Raw genomic sequence first — 20,425 nt, 5'->3', positions numbered from 1 at the left:
AAGGGGCGAACCGCCCCCGGCCACCAGGCGGGGGAGACGCTTATTTCAGCACCGAACCGTCGAGTGGCGTCATGCCCTTCGCCGCGGCGTTCGCGGCGTCCGACACGGCCTTGGGCGACACGATCAGGCCTTTCGCTGCCAGATAGCCGCCGTCGCCCGCGCCCTTCAGGAACTCCGCGACATACTCCGCGAGCCCCGGAACGACGCCGACATGCGCCTTCTTCACATAGATGAACAGCGGCCGCGACCCGGGATAGCTGCCGTCGGCGATCGTCGCATAGGTCGGCGACACGCCCTGTACCGGCACCGCCTTGATCCGGTCCTTGTTGGCGTCGAGGTAAGAGAAGCCGAAGATGCCGAGGCTGGTCGGATTCTTGTCGAGCTTCGAGATGATCAGATTGTCGTTCTCGCCCTGCTCGACATAGAAGGGCGACCCGCGCAGCGCGGTGCAGACCTGCTCATGCTTGTCGGCGTCGCTGGCCTTCAACTCCTTCATCTCGGGGTTGGCGCCGCAGCCGGTGCCGAGGATCAGTTCCTTGAAGGCATCGTAAGTGCCGCTGGTCGAGGGCGGCCCGAAGACCGAGATGGCGACCGCGGGCAGCGCGGGGTTGACGTCTTTCCACGTCTTCGCGGTGTTCGGCTTGCCATAGGGGTTGGCGGCCAGCGCCTTGTAGACATCTTCCTCGGTCAGCTTGAACCCGGGGCCGCGCGTCGCTTCGCCCAGCGCGATGCCGTCGATGCCGATCTGGATCTCGACGATATCCTTGACGCCGTTCGCGGCGCAGGTGTCGAATTCCTTCTTCTTCATCCGGCGCGAGGCGTTGGCGATATCGGGCGTGTCGCCCCCGACGCCCTGGCAAAAGCGCTCGAAGCCGCCGCCGGTGCCGGTGCTGTCGATCTTGGGCGTCTTGTTGCCCGTCGCCTCGGCGAACTTCTCGCCGACCGCGGTGGCAAAGGGATAGACGGTCGACGATCCGACCGCACTGATATAATCGCGCGCACCGCCGCCCGACGACGCCTGATCCTGACACGCGGACAGCGCCAGCGCGATGGTCGCGGCGCCGGCGATCAGGGCAAATTTCTTGACCATGGAATGATCCTGTCGGGGGGCGTTACCAAACCAAGCCGCCACCCCCGAGGGCGACTCGCTGAGCCGCCAATGGGGGTTTTGTGTGACGCGTTTGTGACAGAGCATGTCATGGAAGTGTCATGCAAGGCGCTGCAATATCCCTATCATGCTGACGAAAGCGCTGAAGGAACGGACATCATGATCCTCATCACCGGCCAGGTCATCATGACCCCCGAACATCGCGAGCGCATGATCGCGCTCGGCGCCGAGCATAGCGCGCGATCGCGGGGTGAGGCGGGGTGTCTGGCGCATCATTGCCATGTCGATGTCGAGCACCCCGACCGCCTCGTCTTCGTTGAGGAGTGGGAGAGCGTCGATGCGGTGCGCGCGCATTTCGCGGTGCCCGCGTCGGGCGCCTTTGTCGCCGAAATGCGCCGCCTCTCGTCCGAGCCGCCGGTGATCCGCATCTATGCCGCCGAGGATATCACCGCGACGCTGATGGGATCGGCATAGCGCACCCCGTTTTCGTCACCCCGGACTTGATCCGGAGTCCCGCTTTTTCACGTTGCTGAGCGGGGCTCCGGATCAAGTCCGGGGTGACGATGAAGAGAGGGAAGGGTATCGCCGCTTCTATTTTCCCAGCAGCGGCGCCAGATATTGCCCGGTGAAGCTCCGCTTCTCCTTCACCACCTGCTCGGGCGTTCCTGCGGCGACGATCTCGCCGCCCTTGACGCCGCCTTCGGGGCCGAGGTCGAGGATCCAGTCGGCGGTCTTGATGACGTCGAGGTTGTGCTCGATCACCACGACGCTGTTGCCCTGGTCGACCAGCGCCTGCAGCACTTCGAGCAATTTGCGGACGTCCTCGAAATGCAGCCCGGTCGTCGGCTCGTCGAGGATGTAGAGCGTCTGCCCGGTCGAGCGCCGCGACAGCTCCTTCGCCAGCTTCACCCGCTGCGCCTCGCCGCCCGACAACGTCGTCGCCTGCTGCCCGACCTTGATATAGCCAAGGCCCACGCGGCACAGCATCGCCATCTTGTCGCGGATCGCGGGCACCGCCTTGAAGAAGTCGGCGGCATCCTCGACCGTCATGTCGAGCACGTCGGCGATGCTCTTGCCCTTGAACTTCACCTCCAGCGTCTCGCGGTTGTAGCGCTTTCCGTGGCACGTCTCGCACGTCACATAGACGTCGGGCAGGAAGTGCATCTCGATCTTGATCAGCCCGTCCCCGGTGCAGGTCTCGCAGCGCCCGCCCTTGACGTTGAAGCTGAAGCGCCCGGGCTTGTAGCCGCGCGCCTGCGCCTCGGGCAGCCCCGCGAACCAGTCGCGGATCACGGTGAAGGCGCCCGTGTAAGTGGCGGGGTTCGACCGCGGGGTGCGGCCGATCGGCGACTGGTCGATGTCGATCACCTTGTCGCAATGCTCAAGCCCGGTCAGCGCGTCGTGCGGCCCCGCGACGAGCCGCGCGCCGTTCAGCGTCCGCGCCGCGCTGGCGTAGAGCGTGTCGATGACGAGGCTCGACTTGCCCGAGCCCGACAGGCCGGTGACGCAGGTGAAGGTGCCGAGCGGGATCGTCGCGGTGACACCCCGAAGGTTGTTCGCCCGCGCGCCCTTCAGCACCAGGTCGAAGCCGTTGCCCGGGCGGCGGTGCGCCGGCACCTCGATCCGCTTTGCGCCGGTCAGATAGGCCGCGGTCAGGCTCTTCTTGTTCGCGAGCACCTGTTTCAGCGTCCCCTCGGCGACGATCTCGCCGCCATGGACCCCCGCGCCGGGCCCCATGTCGACGACATAGTCGGCGTGGCGGATCGCATCCTCGTCATGCTCGACGACGATGACCGTGTTGCCGAGGTCGCGTAGCCGCTTCAGCGTCGCGAGCAGCCGGTCGTTGTCGCGCTGGTGAAGGCCGATGCTCGGCTCGTCGAGGACGTAGAGCACCCCCGAAAGCCCGCTGCCGATCTGGCTCGCGAGGCGGATGCGCTGGCTCTCGCCGCCGCTGAGCGTGCCCGAGGTGCGGTTGAGGTTGAGATAGTCGAGCCCGACATTGTTGAGGAAGCCGAGCCGCTCGTTGATCTCTTTCAGGATCGCCTTGGCGATCTGCTTCTGCTGGTCGTTCAGCTTCTCCTCGAGCGTGCCGAACCAGTGGAGCGCGTCGGCGACGCTGCGCCGCGCCGACTGGCTGATGTCCTCGCCCGCGATCTTCACCGCGAGCGGCTCGGGGCGCAGCCGCGCGCCGTGACAGGTCTCGCACGGCTGCGCGGTCTGGTATTTGCTCAGCTCCTCGCGCATCCACGCGCTCTCGGTCTGCAGCATCCGGCGGCCCAAGTTTCCGATCACGCCCTCGAACGCCTTGTGCGTCGTATAGGTGCGGCGCCCGTCCTTGAAGGTCAGCTCGACCGGCTTGCCGCCGCTGCCATAGAGGATGACGAGCTGTACCTCGCCGGACAGCTCCTGCCACGGCGTTTCGAGCGAAAAGCCATAGGCTTTGCCGAGGCTTTCGAGCACCTGCATATAGTAAGGCGAGGGCGGGTTCGATTTCGCCCACGGCACCACCGCACCCTTCTTCAGGCTCAGCGCATGGTTGGGGACGACGAGTTCGGGGTCGAATTCGAGCCGTTCGCCAAGCCCGTCGCACGCCGGGCAGGCGCCCTGCGGCGCGTTGAAGCTGAACAGTCGCGGCTCGATCTCGGCGATAGTGAAGCCCGAAACGGGACAGGCGAATTTCTCGGAGAAGATGATGCGGTTGGCCGGTATCCCGACATTCTTCATCCCCGTTCGCCCTGAGCTTGTCGAAGGGCCGTCCTGTTCTTCTGAAGGCAAGGACGGTGCTTCGACAAGCTCAGCACGAACGGAATTAGACGAACGGGAGTCGTCAATCTTACCATTAGACGACTGAGCCTCCGCCACCGTCGTGTCGGCGAGGTCGACATAGGCCAGCCCCTCGGCGAGTTTCAGCGCGGTCTCGAAACTGTCGGCAAGCCGCGTCTCGATCCCCTCGCGCACGACGATGCGGTCGACGACGACCTCGATGTCATGTTTATACTTCTTGTCGAGGGCCGGCGCGTCCTCGATCTCGTGGAAGTCTCCATCAATGCGGACGCGGGTGAAGCCCTCCTTCTGCCATTGCGCGAGTTCCTTGCGATACTCGCCCTTGCGGCCGCGCACGACGGGGGCGAGCAGATAGGCGCGCGTGCCCTCGGGCAATTCCATCACGCGGTCGACCATCTGGCTGACCGTCTGCGCGCTGATCGGCTCGCCGGTCGCGGGCGAATAGGGAATGCCGACGCGCGCCCAGAGGAGGCGCATATAGTCGTAGATCTCGGTGACCGTCGCGACGGTCGAGCGTGGGTTGCGGCTCGTCGTCTTCTGCTCGATGCTGATCGCCGGCGACAGGCCGTCGATATGCTCGACGTCGGGCTTCTGCATCATCTCCAGGAACTGGCGCGCATAGGCCGACAGGCTCTCGACATAGCGCCGCTGCCCCTCGGCATAGATGGTGTCGAAGGCGAGGCTCGATTTTCCCGAACCCGAAAGCCCGGTGATGACGATCAGGCTGTCGCGCGGCAGGTCGACGTCGACGCCCTTCAGATTATGCTCGCGCGCGCCGCGCACCGAAATATGGGTGAGACTCATGGGAGGGGTGTGTTCCAGATTTGTTCTTGATGCGCAAGAGGGCGTGCGCTGCTCCGAAACATGGGACGCGGGCGGCCGGACTGCAAGGGTTCGCCGCAGGGGCGGTCCGTTCGTCGAAGCGATTCCGCCGCTTGCCACAAATGTCATGTCCACGCACCGCGCAGCAGCCATGCAGGCCTATCGCCCTGACGGGCCTGGAATTGAACATGGGGACATTTGATGAAGACTTTTCTGCTCCTGTCGGCGGCGTCGCTTGCGCTGGCCGGCCCGGCCGCCTTTGCCCGATCGGAAGGCGCGCCCGCACCGCAATCGGCGCCAGCCGACGCCGCTTCGCTTGCGCCGCTCCAGTTCGGAAGCTGGGGTGTCGATCTGTCCGCGCGCGATACGTCGGTGCGGCCGGGCGACGATTTCGATCGCTACGCCAACGGCACCTGGTTCCGGACCACCGAAATTCCGGGGGACCAGGGGTCGGCGGGCGTCAGCTATGCGGTCTATAACCTGACCCAGCGGCAATTGCGGGCGCTGGTCACGGGAGCGTCGGCGACGGGGCAGGTGGGCGCGCTTTATCAAAGTTTCATGGACGAAGCGCGCGTCGACGCGCTCGGCGCCAAGCCGCTGATGGCCGATCTCGCCAAGGTCGCGGCGATCAAGGATAAAAGCGAAATGGCGCGCTTCATGGGCCGCTCGCAGGGCGCGTTCGGCTACAGCATCGTCGGGGGCGAGCCCTATGCCGACACCGGCGATCCGACGATGAACGTGCTGTGGATGGGGCAGGGCGGTCTGGGTCTGCCCGACCGCGAATATTATCTGTCGCCCCAGTTCCAGAAACAGCGCGACGCCTATCGCGCCTATATCGTCCGCACGATGACGCTGATCGGCAATGCCACCCCCGATAAGGCGGCCGACACGATCCTGGGCTTTGAGACCGACATCGCGAAGGCGAGCTGGCCGATCGCCGACCGCCGCGACCTCGGCAAGATCAACAATCCGATGTCTTCCGCGGAACTGGCCGCCTATGCGCCCGGTCTCGACTGGGATGCCTGGTTCGCGGGCGCCGATATCGGCCCGCAGCAGCGGATCATCGTCAACGAAAACAGCGCGATCCGCGACTTGGCGGCGCTTTATGCCAGAACGCCGCTCGACACGCTGAAGCTGTGGCAGGATTTCCATGTCGCCGACAATGCGGCGCCCTATCTGTCGAAGGCGTTCGTCGACAGCCGCTTCGATTTCACCAGGGAACTGAGCGGTGTCAGCGAGCAGCGTCCGCGGTGGAAGCGCGGGCTGACGCTGGTCGACGGCAGCCTCGGCGAGCTCGTCGGGCGCGAATATGCCGCAAAATATTTCCCGCCGAGCGCCAAGGCGAAGATGGAGGAACTGGTCGCGAACCTGAAGCTCGCGATGGCCGACCGCATCCGGACCAATAATTGGATGGCGCCGTCGACGAAGGAGGCCGCACTCGCCAAGCTCGACAAGATGGACGTCATGGTCGGCTATCCCGATAAATGGCGCGACTATTCGGTGTTGAAGCTCGATCCCGCCGATCTCTACGGCAATGTCGAGCGCAGCGCGGCGTTCGAATATGCCTATGCGTTGCAGGATCTGGGCAAGCCGGTCGATCGCAAGAAATGGTCGATGAACGCGCAGGAGGTGAACGCCTATAACGGCGGGCTCGAAAACAAGATCGTGTTCCCGGCCGGCATATTGCAGGCGCCCTTCTTCAGCGAAGGGGTGGACGATGCCGTCAACTATGGCGCGATCGGTGCGGTGATCGGGCACGAGATCAGCCACGGGTTCGACGATCAGGGGCGCAAGATCGACGCCAGCGGCGCGGTGCGCGATTGGTGGACGAAGGAAGACGCCGCGCGCTTCGAGGCGCAGGCGAAGGGTTTCGGCGCCCAATATGCGGGTTATGAGGCTGCGCCCGGCGCCTTCATCAACCCCGATCTGACGATGGGCGAGAATATCGCCGATCTCGCCGGGCTCGAAATCGCCTATGACGCCTATCACCGCTCGCTCGGCGGCACGGCGCCGCCGGTGATCGACGGGCTGACCGGCGACCAGCGCTTCTTCCTGGCCTTTGCCCAGGCGTGGCGCGACAAGGCGCGCGACGACGCGATCAAGCAGCAGGTGGCGAGCGACGAGCATAGCCCGGCGCGCTGGCGCATCATCGGTCCGACGCGTAACGTCGACGCCTGGTACAAGGCCTTCGACGTCAAACCCGACGCCAAATATTATCTGAAGCCCGAGGAGCGGACGCGGATCTGGTAGCGCGCCTTCAGTCGGCCGGTGCGGGGATGACGGTTCGCCGTCCCCGCACAGTCAGCACGACCAGCGACAGCGCCGCGCCGGTGATGACGAACAGGGCAGGAAAGCCACCGAGGATCGACATCATGCGGATGCCGTCGATTCCCGCCGACGCGACGAGGACGATCGCGACCAGTCCCACCGTCACGCCCCACACAATCTGCACGAGCAGCGGCGCCTCGGGCGCTTCGGGTGAAATGCCGTGGGTCGACAATGCGCTCATTGCCGAGACATTGGCATCGGCGCCGGCGACATAGGAGAGGAAGATCGCGAACAGCACCGTCGCGGTCACCGCCGACCCGCCTCCGAGCGCATCGAACAGGCGGAACAGGACCGGATCGGGACCCTGGCTGGCGAGCACCGCATAGAGGCTGGCGCCGCTGTGCTGGTCGATCGCGATCGTCGCGCCGGCGATGGCCGTCATCCACAGCGCGCCGAACAGCGCCGGCAGGATCAGGTTGATCGCGATGAAGGCGCGCACGCTGTAGCCGACCGCGAGACGGCCCAGGAAAAGCGCGGTGACCGGCGCCCAGGCAAACCAGTTGGCCCAGTTGAAGACTGTCCATTGCCGGTGCCAGCCGGCGTCGACGTCGAGGCCCAGGTTGCGCGGGACGAAGGTGCGGACATAATCGACGCCGCCGCTGAGCGACAGGCCGATCATGTCGCCGAGCGGCCCCGCGACGAGGACGAAGGCGATGATCGCGAAGAACAGCCAGGTGTTGAGCACCGACAGGCCGGCAATGCCTTTTTGCAGCCCGGTCGCGGCCGAGATCAGGAAGCTGGCGACGATCAGCGCCGCGATCGCCCAGCGCAGCGGGACGCCGCCCGAAAAGCCGCCCAGCCCCTCGATGCCGCCCGCCAGCGACAGGATGCCGGCGCCGAGCGACGCTGCCATGCCGGCGACGAGCGCATAGAGGCAGAGGATGTCGATCGCCGAGCCGACAGGGCCGTGCGCGCGCCGACCGAGCAGCGGTTCGAACAGCGACGACAGCCGAAAGGGCTCGCGCCGGTTGTAATAGACGATGGCAAAGGCGAGCGCGGCGACGGTGTAGATCGCATAGGGCGTCAGCGTCCAATGCAGGAACATCGTCGACATGGCGAAAGTCGCCGCCGCGTCGCTGCCGGGTTTCAGACCCAGCATCTTCGGCGGCTCGTTGAGGTGGAACAGCGGCTCGGCGACGCCCCAGAACAGGATGCCGGTGGCAATCGTCGTGCACAGCGTGACCGCGAACCAGCGCCAGCGGCCGAGCAACGGCTTCGCGCCTGCCCCGCCGATGATCGTGCCGCCGAAGGGGGAAAGCGCGATAGCGGCCAACAGCGCCAGGAACAGCACGCTGCTGATCGTGAACATGGGCCCGAAATTGCGCAATATCCAGTCGTTGAAGGCCGTTTCCGCGGCCAGGAAGCGTGCGCCCTGCCACAGGCTGGCGATCAGCGCGGTCGCCAGCACCGCGAGCGGGATGAAGAAGACCGGCCGGTTGATCGGATGGGATGGGCGCTCGCGCATGCAAGGGCAGAATGACTGGCACTGCTGGCCACGTCAAATGCGCACGCGATCCCGGAACGCAATCCCGGTCGAAGCGTTGGGGCCACGGAAACGGATTTTGACCTGAGGAGACGGTTCGATGACCAGGACGATCTTGATGGCGGCGAGCGCGCTGGCGCTGCTCGCGACCGGGCCGGCGGCTGCGATGCAGACGCAGACCGATGCCGCCGAATCGGCTGCGGCCCCGGTCGACGATGCCGCAAGCGCGCAACCGGAGGGCAAGCCTCTGCCGGACGGCACGACGCCCGAGGAGCGTGCGAACACCGCCCGACTGAACGCCGAGCAGGCGGCGAGCGCCAAGGCGGAAAATATCGCCTATGACCAGCAGGTTCAGTCGGTCGCCCGCGAAGACGCCGCCGCTCAGGCCGCCTATGCAGAGGAAACCGCGGCGTATGAGGCTGAAAAGGCGCGCGTCGCGGCCATGTCGGCCGAAGAGCGGATGAAATGGGAGGCCGACGTGGCCGCCTGCAAGGCGGGCGATACGAGCCGCTGTGCGCAGCCTTCTGCACCGACTCCACCAAAGCCCTGATCGGCTGGTCGCTTACCGGGCGGGTGGCAGCGCGACCGACACCGCTTTCGGTGTCGGGGGAGCGATGGTGACCAACTTGGAATCGTCGATGCGCCTGATGGCCAGTGTCCGCTCCGGTCCAGAGGGCGCCTGGTCATTTCCGGGCGCGGCCGGTGGATCGGCCGCTGTTTCGGTTCCGAAGACACGGGTGTCTCCGGATGTGTCCGCTTGCGCTATGCTCTCGGGCGGATAGACGATTTCGACCGGCTCGACGCCCTGATATTCGTCATGCTTCGCCTCCAGCCGCATGGCGCGGGCATGGGCGGCGGCCGCATAGCTCGCGGGGCAGTTGCGGCACGGCAGCGGCGCGGGGATGCTGTCGACCGTCGCCGCCAACGGATTGCTGCTATATTCGGCAAAGCTCGTCGCAGCGCTGGCGCCGGTCAGTTTCCCATACAGCCCTTCGCCGATCGCGACCTGTCCGAGCGCCAGTCCGCCCAGCGCACCCAGCGCCGCGCTGCCGAACCAGAACAGGGCACGCTGCGTCTTCATGCAGCCGTTTTTCCTCCTCTTCCCGTCCGGATGGCGCGGTGCAGACTCCGTCATCACGGCGCTCATGTCAAATGGCGGCTATCGCGCTTCCTGCTCAACCCTGCATGATCGCCTTCACGTCGTGCAGATATGTGCGACCGATGCGGTGGACGCCACCGTCGCCCAGATCGACGCTCCACGCGCCGTCGCCATGATGACGAAGCCCGGCGATGCCGTCGCGGCGCACCATCTTCGAGCGATGGATGCGGATGAAGCGATCGGGGTCCATCCGCGCCTCCAGCGACTTGATCGTCTGGTGGATCAGCCAGCTTCGCGCGCCGACGTGCAGCCGCATATAGTCGCGCTCCGCCTCGATCAGGTCTACCTGCCCGGCGTCGATCCGCAGCATCTCGCCGCGGTTCTGGACCCAGAATTCGGTGATCCACTGGCTCTTGCGCTGATTGCCGTGATCGGCCGCGCGCCATTCGCGGACGCGGGCGAGGGCGCGCGCCAGCCGCTCGGGCGACACCGGCTTGAGCAGATAGTCGACGGCGGCGACGTCGAAGGCGGCCACCGCATAGCGGTCGAAGGCGGTCACGAAGACGACCGCCGGCGGATTGTCGAGCCTGTCGATCGCCGCCGCGACCTCGAGTCCGTTGAGGTCGGGCATCGCGATATCGCAGAGGAGCAGGTCGGGCGCGAGAGCATCGACCATGCGCAGCGCCGAGGCGCCGTCGCTTGCGGTTCCGACCAGCGACACGCCCTCCTGCTGACCGGCAAGAATCTGTAGTCGTTCGATGGCGAGCGGCTCGTCGTCGACGATCAGGGTGCGCAGGGCCTGCATTCCGTCAGCACCCATTGCGCGTCAGCGGCAGCCACAGCGAGACGAAGAAACCGCCCCCGTCGGCACGACCCCATTCGCAGCCGGCGGCCGGTCCATAACGCGTCAGCAACCGTTCGCGCACATTGCTGAGACCGAGCCCGGTGCCCGGCTGGGGCATGGGAGCGGCAGGGTCGATGTCATTCTCGACCCGCAGCACGAGCAGCCCATATTCATGGCTTGCCGAAAGGCGGATGCCGATCCTCCCTTTGCTCGGCGCGACGCCGTATTTGATCGCATTCTCGATGATCGGCTGCAGGATCAGGACGGGCACGCAGGCGTTTTCGAGGTCGTGGGGAATGTCGACATCGACCTGCAGCCGATCGGGAAAGCGTGCCTGCTCGATATCGAGATACAGGCGCTGGAGCGCGATCTCCTCCTCCAGGCTGACGAACTGCTCGGGGTCGATCGCCAGGGTCGAGCGCAGGAAGGCCGACAGGTTCATGATCATCGCTTCGGCATCGACCTTCGACCCGCGCATGACGAGGGTCGAGAGCGAATTCAGCGTGTTGAACAGGAAGTGCGGATTGACCTGATAATGGAGTGCGCGAAGCTGCGCATTCTGCGCCTCGAGCCGATAGGCGTTGGCGCGCCGCTCGACCGCGCGCATCTCGTTCGCATAGCCGAGCGCGACATAGAGCGCGGCCCAGACGGCGAAAAAGAAATACCAGCGGATCGAGCTGTCGAGGATGAGCATCAATTCCCACGACACCGGGAATCGGGTCCCCATCTCGGCGATGATCCGCTGTGTGTCGTCTGAGGGAAACCAATAGAAGAAGACGAGCAGATTGACCGTCGCATAGAGGATGACCAGGGGGATTGCGGTCCCCATCGCGGCGGCGAGCCGGGCGCCGAAGCTGCGCGGCTGCACCCGCTGGAGAAGCTGATAGAGAATGAAGGTGCAAAAGATGCCGGCGGCGACGACGATGCCGCGGCGGCCGGTGAAGGCCCATTGCTCGGGCGTTCCGGCCAGCATCGCGAGGCCGGTCGTGATCAGGAAATAGAGCAGCCACATCGCGACGATCGACCCGATCGCCACCCGCGGATCGACGCGCGCGTCGGACGCGTGCCAGTCGGGCGCGGCGGCGAGCAGGCGGGCGCGGCGCTCGCGCTGTGCGAGTTGATGGTCGGACGCGGTCATCGCGCTCCTCCTACCGCAGGGCGGCCGACGAAGGCCAGCAGCGCCTGTGCCGCCAGTCGAAAGCGAGGGCGGGTTGGTCGAAAGCAGCGACCGGAGACATGGCGTCAGCCGGCGACGCCGGGCTGCTGCATTGCCCGCCGCCAATGCCCGCGCCGATATACCGCCCACGCCATCGCCAGCGAGGCCAGCGAAGAGAGCGGGAAGCTCCACCAGATCGCATCGCCGCCGAGCGCCGGATAGGTGAGCCAGTAAAAGCCGAGACGGATCGGAAACATCGACAGGAACAGGATAATCAGTGGCGGCACCACCGCGCCATTGGCGCGCAGCGTGCCGATCACGACGATCGTCGTGCCGAAGGGCAGGAAAGTCCATGTCGCGAGATACTGAATATGCCGAGCGACCTCCACCGCCTCGCTGCCGCTGCCAAGGAAGAGGCCGAGCGCGGCGCGATCGAAGGCAAGCAGCAGCGCGATCAGCACCCCGGTCATCGCGAGGTTGATCGCCATGCCGCTGTTGGTGATGGAGGTGACCCGATCCCACCGATGCGCGCCAATATTCTGCGCGACCATGGCGCTGACCGCGGCGCCGACGGCGAGCGCGGGCATCTGGACATAATTCCAGAGCTGCAGCGTCGCGCCATAGGCGGCGGCGGTAACGAGCCCCTCGCGGTTGACGAGGCCGACCATGACCAGCCCGGCGCCCGATATGACGAGCATCTGCGCGCCCATCGGCACGCCCTTGGCGACGATGAAGCGCAGTTCCTCGATCTTAGGGATCAAATAGGCGAGTTCGCGGCCGCGCAGGCGCAGGACATGATCTTTGGCATAGAACCAGACGAGCATCGCGGCGAGGCTGATCGTCCCGGCGCTGGCGGTGGCGAGCGCGCTCCCCGCAATGCCGAGGCGCGGAAAGGGGCGGAGGCCGAGGATCAGCACCGGGTTGAGGACAATGTCGAGCACGACCGACAGGATCATGAAGCGCAGCGGCGTCACCGCGTCACCGGCGCCGCGCGAGGCCATCATCAGCGTGACCATCAACATGCTGGCCGGGATCGCGATGAAGGTGACGCGCAGATAGTCGTGGGCGAGTGCAAAGGCTTCGGCCGGAGTTTCGAGCAGGCGCAGGATCGCGTCAGAGGCGAACCAGCCGGTGACCGCGATAACAACCGAGAACAGCAGCGCCAGACCGATCGCTCCGCCCGCCGCGCGGCGGGCCGCATCGACGTCGCCGCGGCCGACCGACTGGCCGATCAGCACCGTCGCCGCCATGCCGAAGCCAAAGAAGGTCGCGAACATCAGGAACATGATGATGTTCGCATTGGCCGTCGCGGCGAGCGCGCGCTCGCCCAGAAACTGTCCGACCCAGATCGAATTGACCGAACTCGACAGCGTCTGGAGGATGTTCGACGCCAGCGTCGGGAGAGCGAAGAGGATCAGCGTTTTCGCGATCGGTCCGCCCGTCAGGTCTATCGACCCGATACTGCGCGCCGTTTGTCGCGGCGGCATCGGCCCCGATGCGGGGTCGGCCGCCGCGGCGACGGGAACGACGGGCGTGTCTTCGTTCACCCCAGCCGCGCCAGCGCGGCGGTCAGCCGATCGGCTTCGGCCGCCTTGGCGTCATGATCGGCGCGTGCTTTATCGACCGCTTCGGGCTTGGCGCGCTCGACGAAGGCGGGGTTGGCGAGCCGGGCGGCGAGGCTGTCGCGCTCCTTCGTCGCGGCGGCAAGCGCCTTGCTCAGCCGGTCGCGCTCGGCGGCGATGTCGATCACGCCTTCGAGCGGGACGGTGATCGTCTCGTCCCCGACGACGAGTTGCGCCGACGCGCCCGCCGGCGCCGGATCGAAGCGGATCGCTTCGAGCCGCGCGAGGCGGTCGAGTTGCGCCGCCAGCTTGTCGGTGCGGCCCTTCAGCGATGCCGGGAAATGCGCGGTCAGGCGCACACCCGGCGGCAGGCCGAGCTCGGCCTTGGCACCGCGCAGTTCGCCGACCAGCCGGATCAGCCAGTCGATATCGGCGCTCGCCTCCGCGTCGCGCTCCGCCTTCGGTTCGGGCCATTTGGCGGTGATCAGCGGATAGGCCTCGCGGTCGCCGAGGCCGGTCCATAGCTCTTCGGTGATGAAAGGCATGAAGGGGTGGAGCATGACGAGAATCTGGTCGAGCACCCAGCCCGCGACGGTTTTGGTTTCGTCGTCGATCGCGCCCTTGATCAGCTCCAGATACCAGTCGCAGAAACGGTCCCAGGCAAAGCTGTAGATCGCATTCGCCGCATCGTCGAAGCGATAGGCGGCGAAGGCCCGCTCCATCTCCGCGACGGTGTCCGCGACCTCGCCGATGATCCAGCGGTTGACCGGCAGGCTCGCCGCGGGCGCTTCGAGGCTGGTCGAGGCCGCAATGCCGTTGGCTTCGCAGAAGCGCGCGGCGTTCCACAGCTTGGTCGCGAAATTGCGATAGCCCGCGAGGCGCGCGTCATCCATCTTGATGTCGCGGCCCTGGCTTTCCATCGCCGCCATGAAGAAGCGCAGCGCATCGGCGCCATATTGGTCGATCAGCCCGAGCGGGTCGACGACATTGCCCTTCGACTTCGACATCTTCGCGCCGTCGGGCGCGCGGACGAGGCCGTGGAGATAGAGCGTCTTCCACGGCACCTCGTTCAGGAAGTGCATCCCCTGCATCGCCATGCGCGCATCCCAGAAGAAGAGGATGTCGAAGCCCGACACGAGCACGTCGTTGGGATAATGGCGGCGGAGCATCTCGGTATCGTCGGGCCAGCCGAGTGTTGCGAAGGGCCAGAGCGCCGAGGAGAACCAGGTGTCGAGGACGTCGGGGTCGCGCCAGATGGCGAAAATGCCTTCCTCTTTGTTCGTTACCGCGATGGCGGCTTCCTCGTCATCGACGATCAACACGGATGCACCGGCAACTCTGCCGTGATGTTGCGCGGCGAGAGACGCAGCTTCCTCTTCGGTTTCGGCGACGAAGATATTGCCGTCGTCATCGAACCAAGCCGGAATCCGGTGCCCCCACCAGAGCTGGCGCGAAACGCACCACGGCTGGATATTCTCCATCCAGTTGAAGAAAGTCTTTTCCCACGTCTTGGGCACGATATTGATTCGGCCGTCGCGCACGGCCTGCATGGGAGGCTGCGCGAGGGTTTCGGCGTCGACATACCATTGGTCGGTCAGCCAAGGCTCGATCACCACGCCGCCGCGGTCGCCGAAGGGGGTCTGGATCGTGCGCGGTTCGGCGTCGTGCTCGCCGCCGTCCTTGTTGACGTGCGGGATCAGGAAACCCGCTTCCTTCATCCGCCGCACGACCAGTTCGCGCGCGCCGTCCACGCTGTCGCGGCGGAAGCGGTGGAGGCCGAGATATTCCTCGGGGATCAACCCGTCGGCGGTCTGAACGACATTCGCCTCGGCGTCGAACATGTTGAGCATGTCGCCGGGCTTGAAACCGGCGCGCTTGCCGACCTCGAAGTCGTTGAAATCATGCCCTGGCGTGATCTTGACCGCGCCCGAGCCCAGTTCGGGATCGGCATGTTCGTCGGCGACCACCTTGAAGCGGCGGCCGGTGATCGGCTGGAGGATGTCCTTGCCGATCACGCTCCTGTAGCGCGGATCGTCGGGGTGTACCGCGACCGCCATGTCGGCGAGCATCGTTTCGGGGCGCGTCGTCGCGACGACGATATGGTCGCGCCCGTCATCGAGTGTCACGCCGTCGGCGAGCGGATATTTGAAGTGCCAGAACCCGCCCTGCACCTCGTGCGTCTCGACCTCGAGGTCGCTGATCGCCGTCTTGAGCTTGGGGTCCCAGTTCACCAGACGCTTGTCGCGGTAGATCAGCCCCTGCCTGTGCAGGTCGATAAACACCTTGGCGACGGCGCGGTTGAGGCCGTCGTCCATGGTGAAGCGCTCGTTCGCCCAGTCCATCGAACAGCCGAGGCGGCGGAGCTGGCGGGTGATCTGGCCGCCGCTTTCGGCCTTCCACTGCCAGACTTTCTCGACGAATTCGTCGCGGGTGTAGTTGGTGCGCTTGTCCTGGCGCTCCTCGAGCTGGCGCTCGACGACCATCTGGGTCGCGATGCCTGCATGGTCCATGCCGACCACCCACAGCGCATCCTTGCCGCGCAGCCGCTCGTAACGGACGAGCACGTCCTGCAGCGTATTGTCGAGCGCATGGCCGATATGCAGCGCGCCGGTGACGTTGGGTGGCGGGTTGACGATCGTGAACGGCTGCGCATCGGGGCGCGCGGGGCGGAACAGCCCACGGCTTTCCCATGTCTGGGCCCATTTCGCCTCGATGGCGGCGGGATCGAATGTTTTTTCCATCGGCATAGCGGGCGCGCTTTGCCAGCCATGGTGCGATGCGGCAAGGGGGTGATCGCCTAAACAGCCCATCTCCCTCGTCATGCCGGACTCGATCCGGCATCCCGCTTTCAGCGCCAGAAAGAAGAAGCGGGACCCCGGATCAAGTCCGGGGTGACGAGAAATGAAAGGGTCGAGGCTATTTCTGCAAATGGCTCCCCAGCCAGTCGAACACGGTGCGGTGCCACTGGACGCTGTTCGCGCCCTTCAGCACCCAGTGATTCTCGTCGGGAAAGACTAGCAATTGCGACGGCACGCCGCGGCGCTGGAGCGCGGTGAAGGCGGCGATGCCCTGCGTATAGGGGATGCGGAAATCCTTCTCGCTGGTGATGACGAGCATCGGCGTCTTCCACTTGGCGACATGGTTCACCGGGTTCCATTTCTCATATTCTTCGGGCACCTCGAAATAGGGGCCGCCATGCTCCCATTCGTCGAACCACAATTCCTCGGTTTCATAGGCCATGGCGCGCGCGTCGAACACGCCGTCATGCTGAACCAGGCATTTGAAGCCATCGGTCCACTGGCCTTCGATCCAGTTCATCATATAGCCGCCATAGGAGGCGCCGAGCGCGCAGGCGTTGCCGATGTCGAGCTGCGCATCCTTCTGCCCCGCCGCGGCGAGGCCGAGTTTCAGGTCTTCGAGCGGCTTGCCGCCCCAATCCTTGTTGATGCTGTCGGTAAAGGCCTGACCGTAGCCGGTCGAGCCGTGGAAATCGACGGTGACGACGCCATAGCCCTGCTCGGCATAAAGGCGCGGGTTCCAGCGCGTCGACCAGCTGTCGCCGAAGCTGCCCTGCGGCCCGCCGTGGACCAGGAAAGCGACGGGCAGCTTCGCCGCCGCCGCCTTTTCGGGCTTGAGGATCATCCCCCACACCGTGTCGCCATTCGCACCGACAAACTGCATCCGCTCGACCTTGACCGGATCGAACTGGGCGAGCGTCGCGGCATTGGCATGGGTGAACTGCGTCACCTTGCCCTTGGCATCGCGGATATAGACGTCGGTGGGCAGCAGCACGCTGTTGCGCGCATAGAGAAGACCACCGTCGGCGAGCGGCGTGACCTCGCCGATATGGCCTTCGGTTGCGTCGTTGGATGCCTTCAGCCGCTCGACCTTGCCGCTCGCGGCATCGACGCGGAAGACGGGGGTGTCGAGCACCTCCTGCGCGGTGACATAGAGGCTCTTGCCGTCCGGCGCCCAGGCGATCGAGCCGACCGAGCGATCCCACGCTTCGGTGAGTTTGCGCGTCTCGCCATTTTCGAGGTTGCGCAGCATCAGCACCATGCGGTCGCTCTCGTAACCCGGCCGCGCCATCGCGCCATAGGCGAGCCATTGGCCGTCGGGCGAGATCGCGGGCAGCGTGTCGGTCGCCTGATTGGCCTCGGTCAGGTTGATCGGTGCGATGCACGCATCGACCTTGGCCTGATAGATGTCGAGGTTGGTCGAGCGCGGTTCGTCGCGGTCGGCCTTGCGCAGCGCGAAATAGACGGTGCGGCTGTCGGCGCCCCAGGCGAGTTCCTCGCCGCCGCCGAAGGGCTTGGAAGGTGTGTCGCCGATTAGCCCGCCGTCGATGGCGCGGCCTGCGGTCGCCTTGCCGTCCTTCAGATCGAAGACGAAGGGGCGGCTGTAGCTGCCGGGCGTCTCCCACTGATCCCAATGGCGCACGAAGCCGACGCCATCCTTATAGAGGCGGCCGCTACCGGGACCGACGAGCGCTCCCTTGTCCTTCGCGTCGCAGCCGAAGCTGGTGCATTCCCGGGGCACGTCGCCCCAGACGAGCAGGCGGGTGCCGTCGGGCGACAGCTTGAAGCCCGCGACATCGACCTTTTCGTCGGTGACTTGCGTTGCCGCGCCGGCATCCGGGCCCACGGCCACGCGCCAGACCTGATCGCTGCCCGCCGCGTCGGACACGAAATAGAGCAGCCCATCCGGGCCGAAGGCGGGCGCGCTTTCATTCTTGCCCGCTGCGTCGGCGATATGCGCGGGCTTTCCGCTCTTTGCCGTGCGGTCGATGATCCACAGGCCGGTCGAGCGCTTGTAGGTCTCGGGCGCTGTCTCGGTCACCTGATAAACGAGCCAGCGCCCGTCGGGCGACGCGGCCGGTGCGGCGACGCGGTTCATCGTCGCCAGATCGACTTCGGTCATCGGCCGGGCGAGGGCGGGGGTGGCGGACAGAGCGGCGGCAAGCGCGATTGCGCTGGGGATGAGATGGTTTCGCATGAGACGGGTTTAACGTTCCGTCGGAAAGGTTCAACGATTCATCGCCTTCGCAAAGGGCAGGGCGACGGCTATCGAACCATTGTTCCCCCTTTCATCACATGGTCGATCGTTTCGAGTACCGTGATGTCGGCAAGCGGGTCGGCCTTGACCGCGATCATGTCAGCGTAGCGGCCGGGGGCGATCGCGCCCACGTCGTCGCGGCCCATCTCCTCGGCGGCGCGGCCGGTGGCGGCCTGGATCGCCTGCATCGGCGTCATGCCATATTTGACCATGTTGCGGAATTGCCGTGCGTTGAACCCGTGCGGATAGACGCCGGCGTCGGTGCCGTAGCCGATCCTGACGCCGAGTTCGACCGCACGGCGGAAGGCGGCGCGCTGCGTGTCGGTGGTTTCGCGATTCTTGCGCAGATATTCCTCGGGCCAGCCTTCGCGCGTGCCTTCCTCATCGATATAGGTGCCGTTGTAGATGTCCATGACGAGCCAGGTGCCGTGTGCTTTCGCCATCTGCAGCGCCTCCTCGTCGGCGAGGCTGGCATGTTCGATGCTGTCGACCCCGGCGCGGATCGCATTCTTGATTCCTTCGGCACCGTGGGCGTGCGCGGTGACGCGCTTGCCGCGGGCATGCGCGACCTTCACCACCGCGCGCAATTGCTCTTCGGACAATTCGGGCGCGCCGGGCTCGGTGCCGATCGCGAGCACGGCGCCGGTCGCGATCGTCTTGATGAAATCGGCGCCTTGATCGAGCAGAAAGGCGGCCTTCGCGGCCGCTTCATCGGGCGTTGTGGCGACGCCCAGGCGCATGTCGGGTGGCAATTGCTCGTTGGGGACGACGCCGTTCAGTTCGCCGCCGCCGCCGGGAATGGTGATATAGGCGCCGGCGACCCACATCCGCGGTCCCGGTACGTCGCCGCGCTCGATCGCATTGCGCAGTGCGACGTCGGTCAGGCCGCGATAGGTGCCGACATCGCGGACGCTGGTGAAGCCAGCGTCGAGCGTGACCCGGGCGTTACGCGCGCCGACGAGCGCGGTCTCGGCGGGCGAGGCCTTCATCGGCGCAGCGAGGTCGGCGCTCTGTCCGACGTCGGCGAGGTGGGTGTGGAGGTCGATCAGGCCCGGCAGCACGGTATAGGCCGACCAATCGAGCCGGGTCGCACCTGCCGGCGTCGTGCCGCAGTCGGCGACCGCGGTGATCCGTTCGTCCTCGATCATCACGCACTGACCGGTGCGGACCCGATCGGTCATCCCATCGATCAGCCGCCCGGTTTCGACATAGAGGGTTTCGGCGGTGGCCGGCGCCGCGACCAGCCCGGCCGCGAGTGCGGTCAGAGCGAGGCATTGAACGTGTCGCACTGGCGCGGGTCTCCGGTCTCGAGGCCGCGGCGCAGCCAGGTCATGCGCTGCGCGCTGGTGCCGTGGGTGAAACTCTCGGGCACCGGGCGCTGGCCGGCCGAGCGCATCAGCGTGTCGTCGCCGATCGCGTTGGCGGCGGTCATCGCTTCCTCCATGTCGCCCGGCTCCATGGCCGGCTGGCCCGCGCTGTTGCGCGCCCGCGCGGCCCAGACGCCGGCGTAGCAATCGGCCTGCAATTCCATCCGCACCTGCAGCGCATTGCCCTCGGCCTGCGAGGCGCGCTGCTGCGCCTGGCGGACCTGGTCCGAAATGCCCGTGATCGTCTGGATATGGTGACCGACTTCATGCGCGACGACATAGGCCTGCGCGGCGTCGCCCGCCGCACTGAAGCGTTGCGCGAGTTCGTTGAAGAAGGCGGTGTCGAGGTAGACGCCCTGATCGGCGGGGCAATAGAAGGGGCCCATCGCGGCCTGCGCGGCACCGCAGCCTGACTGATTCTGGTCGGTGAAGAAATTGAGCGTAGGCCGCTTATAGCCGTTGATGACCTGGCTCCACACCTGATGCGTCGATCCGAAGACGTTGCAGGCGAATTTCTCGGCCGCCGTGTCGCAGGCGACATTGGCGCCGCTGCGGCTGTCGGCCATCGGGTCGGTCGTGCCGCCGCCGGTGCTCAGCATGTTCGCGCCGGGGCCGAGAAAGACGAAGGCGAGTACGCCGAGCAGCAGGATCGTCCCGCAGCCCATCTTGCGGCCGAGCAGCATCGGCAGCAGTCCGACGAGCAGCCCGCCCATGCCGCCACCCCCGCCGCCGAAACCACCGCCCCCGCGCCCGAGATCGCGGATGTCGTCACCGGGATCATAATCGTCGAGGCGCATGAAAGGCTCTCCAGCGAAAA

Annotated in this window: 14 protein-coding genes; 3 read left to right on the top strand and 11 right to left on the bottom strand. The window is 66.0% G+C overall.

Annotated elements, in window-relative coordinates; all coding sequences use genetic code 11:
• Positions 1–40 precede the first annotated feature (40 nt).
• Complete coding sequence (locus tag FHR21_RS07845; RefSeq protein WP_184096987.1) at positions 41–1,090, bottom strand: substrate-binding domain-containing protein; 1,050 nt, start codon at positions 1,088–1,090, stop codon at positions 41–43.
• Positions 1,091–1,267: 177 nt separating this feature from the next.
• Here FHR21_RS07845 and FHR21_RS07840 point away from each other — a divergent pair, with 177 nt between their 5' ends.
• Positions 1,268–1,582 (top strand): putative quinol monooxygenase, encoded by a 315-nt coding sequence (locus tag FHR21_RS07840; protein WP_184096985.1) that lies wholly within the window; start codon positions 1,268–1,270, stop codon positions 1,580–1,582.
• A 117-nt stretch (positions 1,583–1,699) separates the two neighbouring features.
• Here FHR21_RS07840 and uvrA read toward each other — a convergent pair whose 3' ends face one another.
• A complete protein-coding gene (gene uvrA / locus FHR21_RS07835) occupies positions 1,700–4,696 on the bottom strand; it encodes an excinuclease ABC subunit UvrA (protein ID WP_184096983.1) in 2,997 nt (998 codons plus the stop codon).
• 219 nt (positions 4,697–4,915) lie between these two features.
• Here uvrA and FHR21_RS07830 point away from each other — a divergent pair, with 219 nt between their 5' ends.
• Entirely contained in the window at positions 4,916–6,964 is a 2,049-nt protein-coding gene (locus FHR21_RS07830) for a M13 family metallopeptidase (RefSeq protein ID WP_184096981.1), read from the top strand.
• A gap of 7 nt (positions 6,965–6,971) precedes the next feature.
• Here FHR21_RS07830 and FHR21_RS07825 read toward each other — a convergent pair whose 3' ends face one another.
• The gene (locus tag FHR21_RS07825) at positions 6,972–8,507 is read right to left on the bottom strand and encodes a BCCT family transporter (protein ID WP_184096979.1); all 1,536 of its coding nucleotides are present in this window, start codon (positions 8,505–8,507) and stop codon (positions 6,972–6,974) included.
• Positions 8,508–8,625: 118 nt separating this feature from the next.
• Between FHR21_RS07825 and FHR21_RS07820 the strand changes: the two genes are divergently transcribed.
• A complete protein-coding gene (locus FHR21_RS07820) occupies positions 8,626–9,075 on the top strand; it encodes a hypothetical protein (protein ID WP_184096977.1) in 450 nt (149 codons plus the stop codon).
• A gap of 12 nt (positions 9,076–9,087) precedes the next feature.
• On the opposite strand, the gene FHR21_RS07815 is transcribed toward FHR21_RS07820, so the two are convergent.
• The 8 genes from FHR21_RS07815 to ypfJ form a co-directional block, all read right to left on the bottom strand.
• Entirely contained in the window at positions 9,088–9,672 is a 585-nt protein-coding gene (locus FHR21_RS07815; RefSeq protein WP_184096974.1) for a hypothetical protein, read from the bottom strand.
• 28 nt (positions 9,673–9,700) lie between these two features.
• Positions 9,701–10,444, bottom strand: a complete 744-nt coding sequence (locus tag FHR21_RS07810) for a LytR/AlgR family response regulator transcription factor (RefSeq protein ID WP_246427108.1) — start codon at positions 10,442–10,444, stop codon at positions 9,701–9,703.
• Positions 10,434–11,606, bottom strand: coding sequence for a sensor histidine kinase (locus FHR21_RS07805; protein ID WP_184096972.1), 1,173 nt, complete (start codon positions 11,604–11,606; stop codon positions 10,434–10,436). Before FHR21_RS07805 ends, FHR21_RS07810 begins: the two co-directional genes overlap by 11 nt.
• 104 nt (positions 11,607–11,710) lie before the next feature.
• Entirely contained in the window at positions 11,711–13,171 is a 1,461-nt protein-coding gene (locus FHR21_RS07800; protein ID WP_338113102.1) for an MATE family efflux transporter, read from the bottom strand.
• Complete coding sequence (locus FHR21_RS07795) at positions 13,168–15,933, bottom strand: valine--tRNA ligase (RefSeq protein ID WP_184096970.1); 2,766 nt, start codon at positions 15,931–15,933, stop codon at positions 13,168–13,170. The genes FHR21_RS07800 and FHR21_RS07795 overlap by 4 nt, the downstream gene beginning before the upstream one ends.
• A gap of 169 nt (positions 15,934–16,102) precedes the next feature.
• Entirely contained in the window at positions 16,103–18,181 is a 2,079-nt protein-coding gene (locus FHR21_RS07790; RefSeq protein WP_184096967.1) for a S9 family peptidase, read from the bottom strand.
• A gap of 68 nt (positions 18,182–18,249) precedes the next feature.
• Positions 18,250–19,530: a Xaa-Pro dipeptidase gene (locus tag FHR21_RS07785; protein ID WP_184096965.1), complete on the bottom strand. Its 1,281-nt coding sequence runs from the start codon at positions 19,528–19,530 to the stop codon at positions 18,250–18,252.
• Positions 19,503–20,405 carry a KPN_02809 family neutral zinc metallopeptidase gene (ypfJ, locus tag FHR21_RS07780; protein WP_184096963.1) on the bottom strand — a complete coding sequence of 301 codons (903 nt, stop codon included), beginning with the start codon at positions 20,403–20,405 and terminating at the stop codon, positions 19,503–19,505. Before ypfJ ends, FHR21_RS07785 begins: the two co-directional genes overlap by 28 nt.
• Positions 20,406–20,425: the final 20 nt, after the last annotated feature.

The sequence above is a fragment of the Sphingopyxis panaciterrulae genome (assembly GCF_014199295.1).
Taxonomy (GTDB): domain Bacteria; phylum Pseudomonadota; class Alphaproteobacteria; order Sphingomonadales; family Sphingomonadaceae; genus Sphingopyxis; species Sphingopyxis panaciterrulae.
Note: the sequence above shows the minus strand (reverse complement) of the source record. Positions and strands in the feature narration are given on the sequence as shown.

What these genes read in the sequence shown, in the direction of transcription:
- FHR21_RS07830 (WP_184096981.1), top strand. Translation starts at nt 4,916, where the DNA reads ATGAAGACTTTTCTGCTCCTGTCGGCGGCGTCGCTTGCGCTGGCCGGC.
- FHR21_RS07825 (WP_184096979.1), bottom strand. Translation starts at nt 8,507, where the DNA reads ATGCGCGAGCGCCCATCCCATCCGATCAACCGGCCGGTCTTCTTCATC.
- FHR21_RS07815 (WP_184096974.1), bottom strand. Translation starts at nt 9,672, where the DNA reads ATGAGCGCCGTGATGACGGAGTCTGCACCGCGCCATCCGGACGGGAAG.
- FHR21_RS07820 (WP_184096977.1), top strand. Translation starts at nt 8,626, where the DNA reads ATGACCAGGACGATCTTGATGGCGGCGAGCGCGCTGGCGCTGCTCGCG.
- FHR21_RS07845 (WP_184096987.1), bottom strand. Translation starts at nt 1,090, where the DNA reads ATGGTCAAGAAATTTGCCCTGATCGCCGGCGCCGCGACCATCGCGCTG.
- FHR21_RS07805 (WP_184096972.1), bottom strand. Translation starts at nt 11,606, where the DNA reads ATGACCGCGTCCGACCATCAACTCGCACAGCGCGAGCGCCGCGCCCGC.
- FHR21_RS07795 (WP_184096970.1), bottom strand. Translation starts at nt 15,933, where the DNA reads ATGCCGATGGAAAAAACATTCGATCCCGCCGCCATCGAGGCGAAATGG.
- uvrA (WP_184096983.1), bottom strand. Translation starts at nt 4,696, where the DNA reads ATGAGTCTCACCCATATTTCGGTGCGCGGCGCGCGCGAGCATAATCTG.
- ypfJ (WP_184096963.1), bottom strand. Translation starts at nt 20,405, where the DNA reads ATGCGCCTCGACGATTATGATCCCGGTGACGACATCCGCGATCTCGGG.
- FHR21_RS07810 (WP_246427108.1), bottom strand. Translation starts at nt 10,444, where the DNA reads ATGGGTGCTGACGGAATGCAGGCCCTGCGCACCCTGATCGTCGACGAC.
- FHR21_RS07790 (WP_184096967.1), bottom strand. Translation starts at nt 18,181, where the DNA reads ATGCGAAACCATCTCATCCCCAGCGCAATCGCGCTTGCCGCCGCTCTG.
- FHR21_RS07840 (WP_184096985.1), top strand. Translation starts at nt 1,268, where the DNA reads ATGATCCTCATCACCGGCCAGGTCATCATGACCCCCGAACATCGCGAG.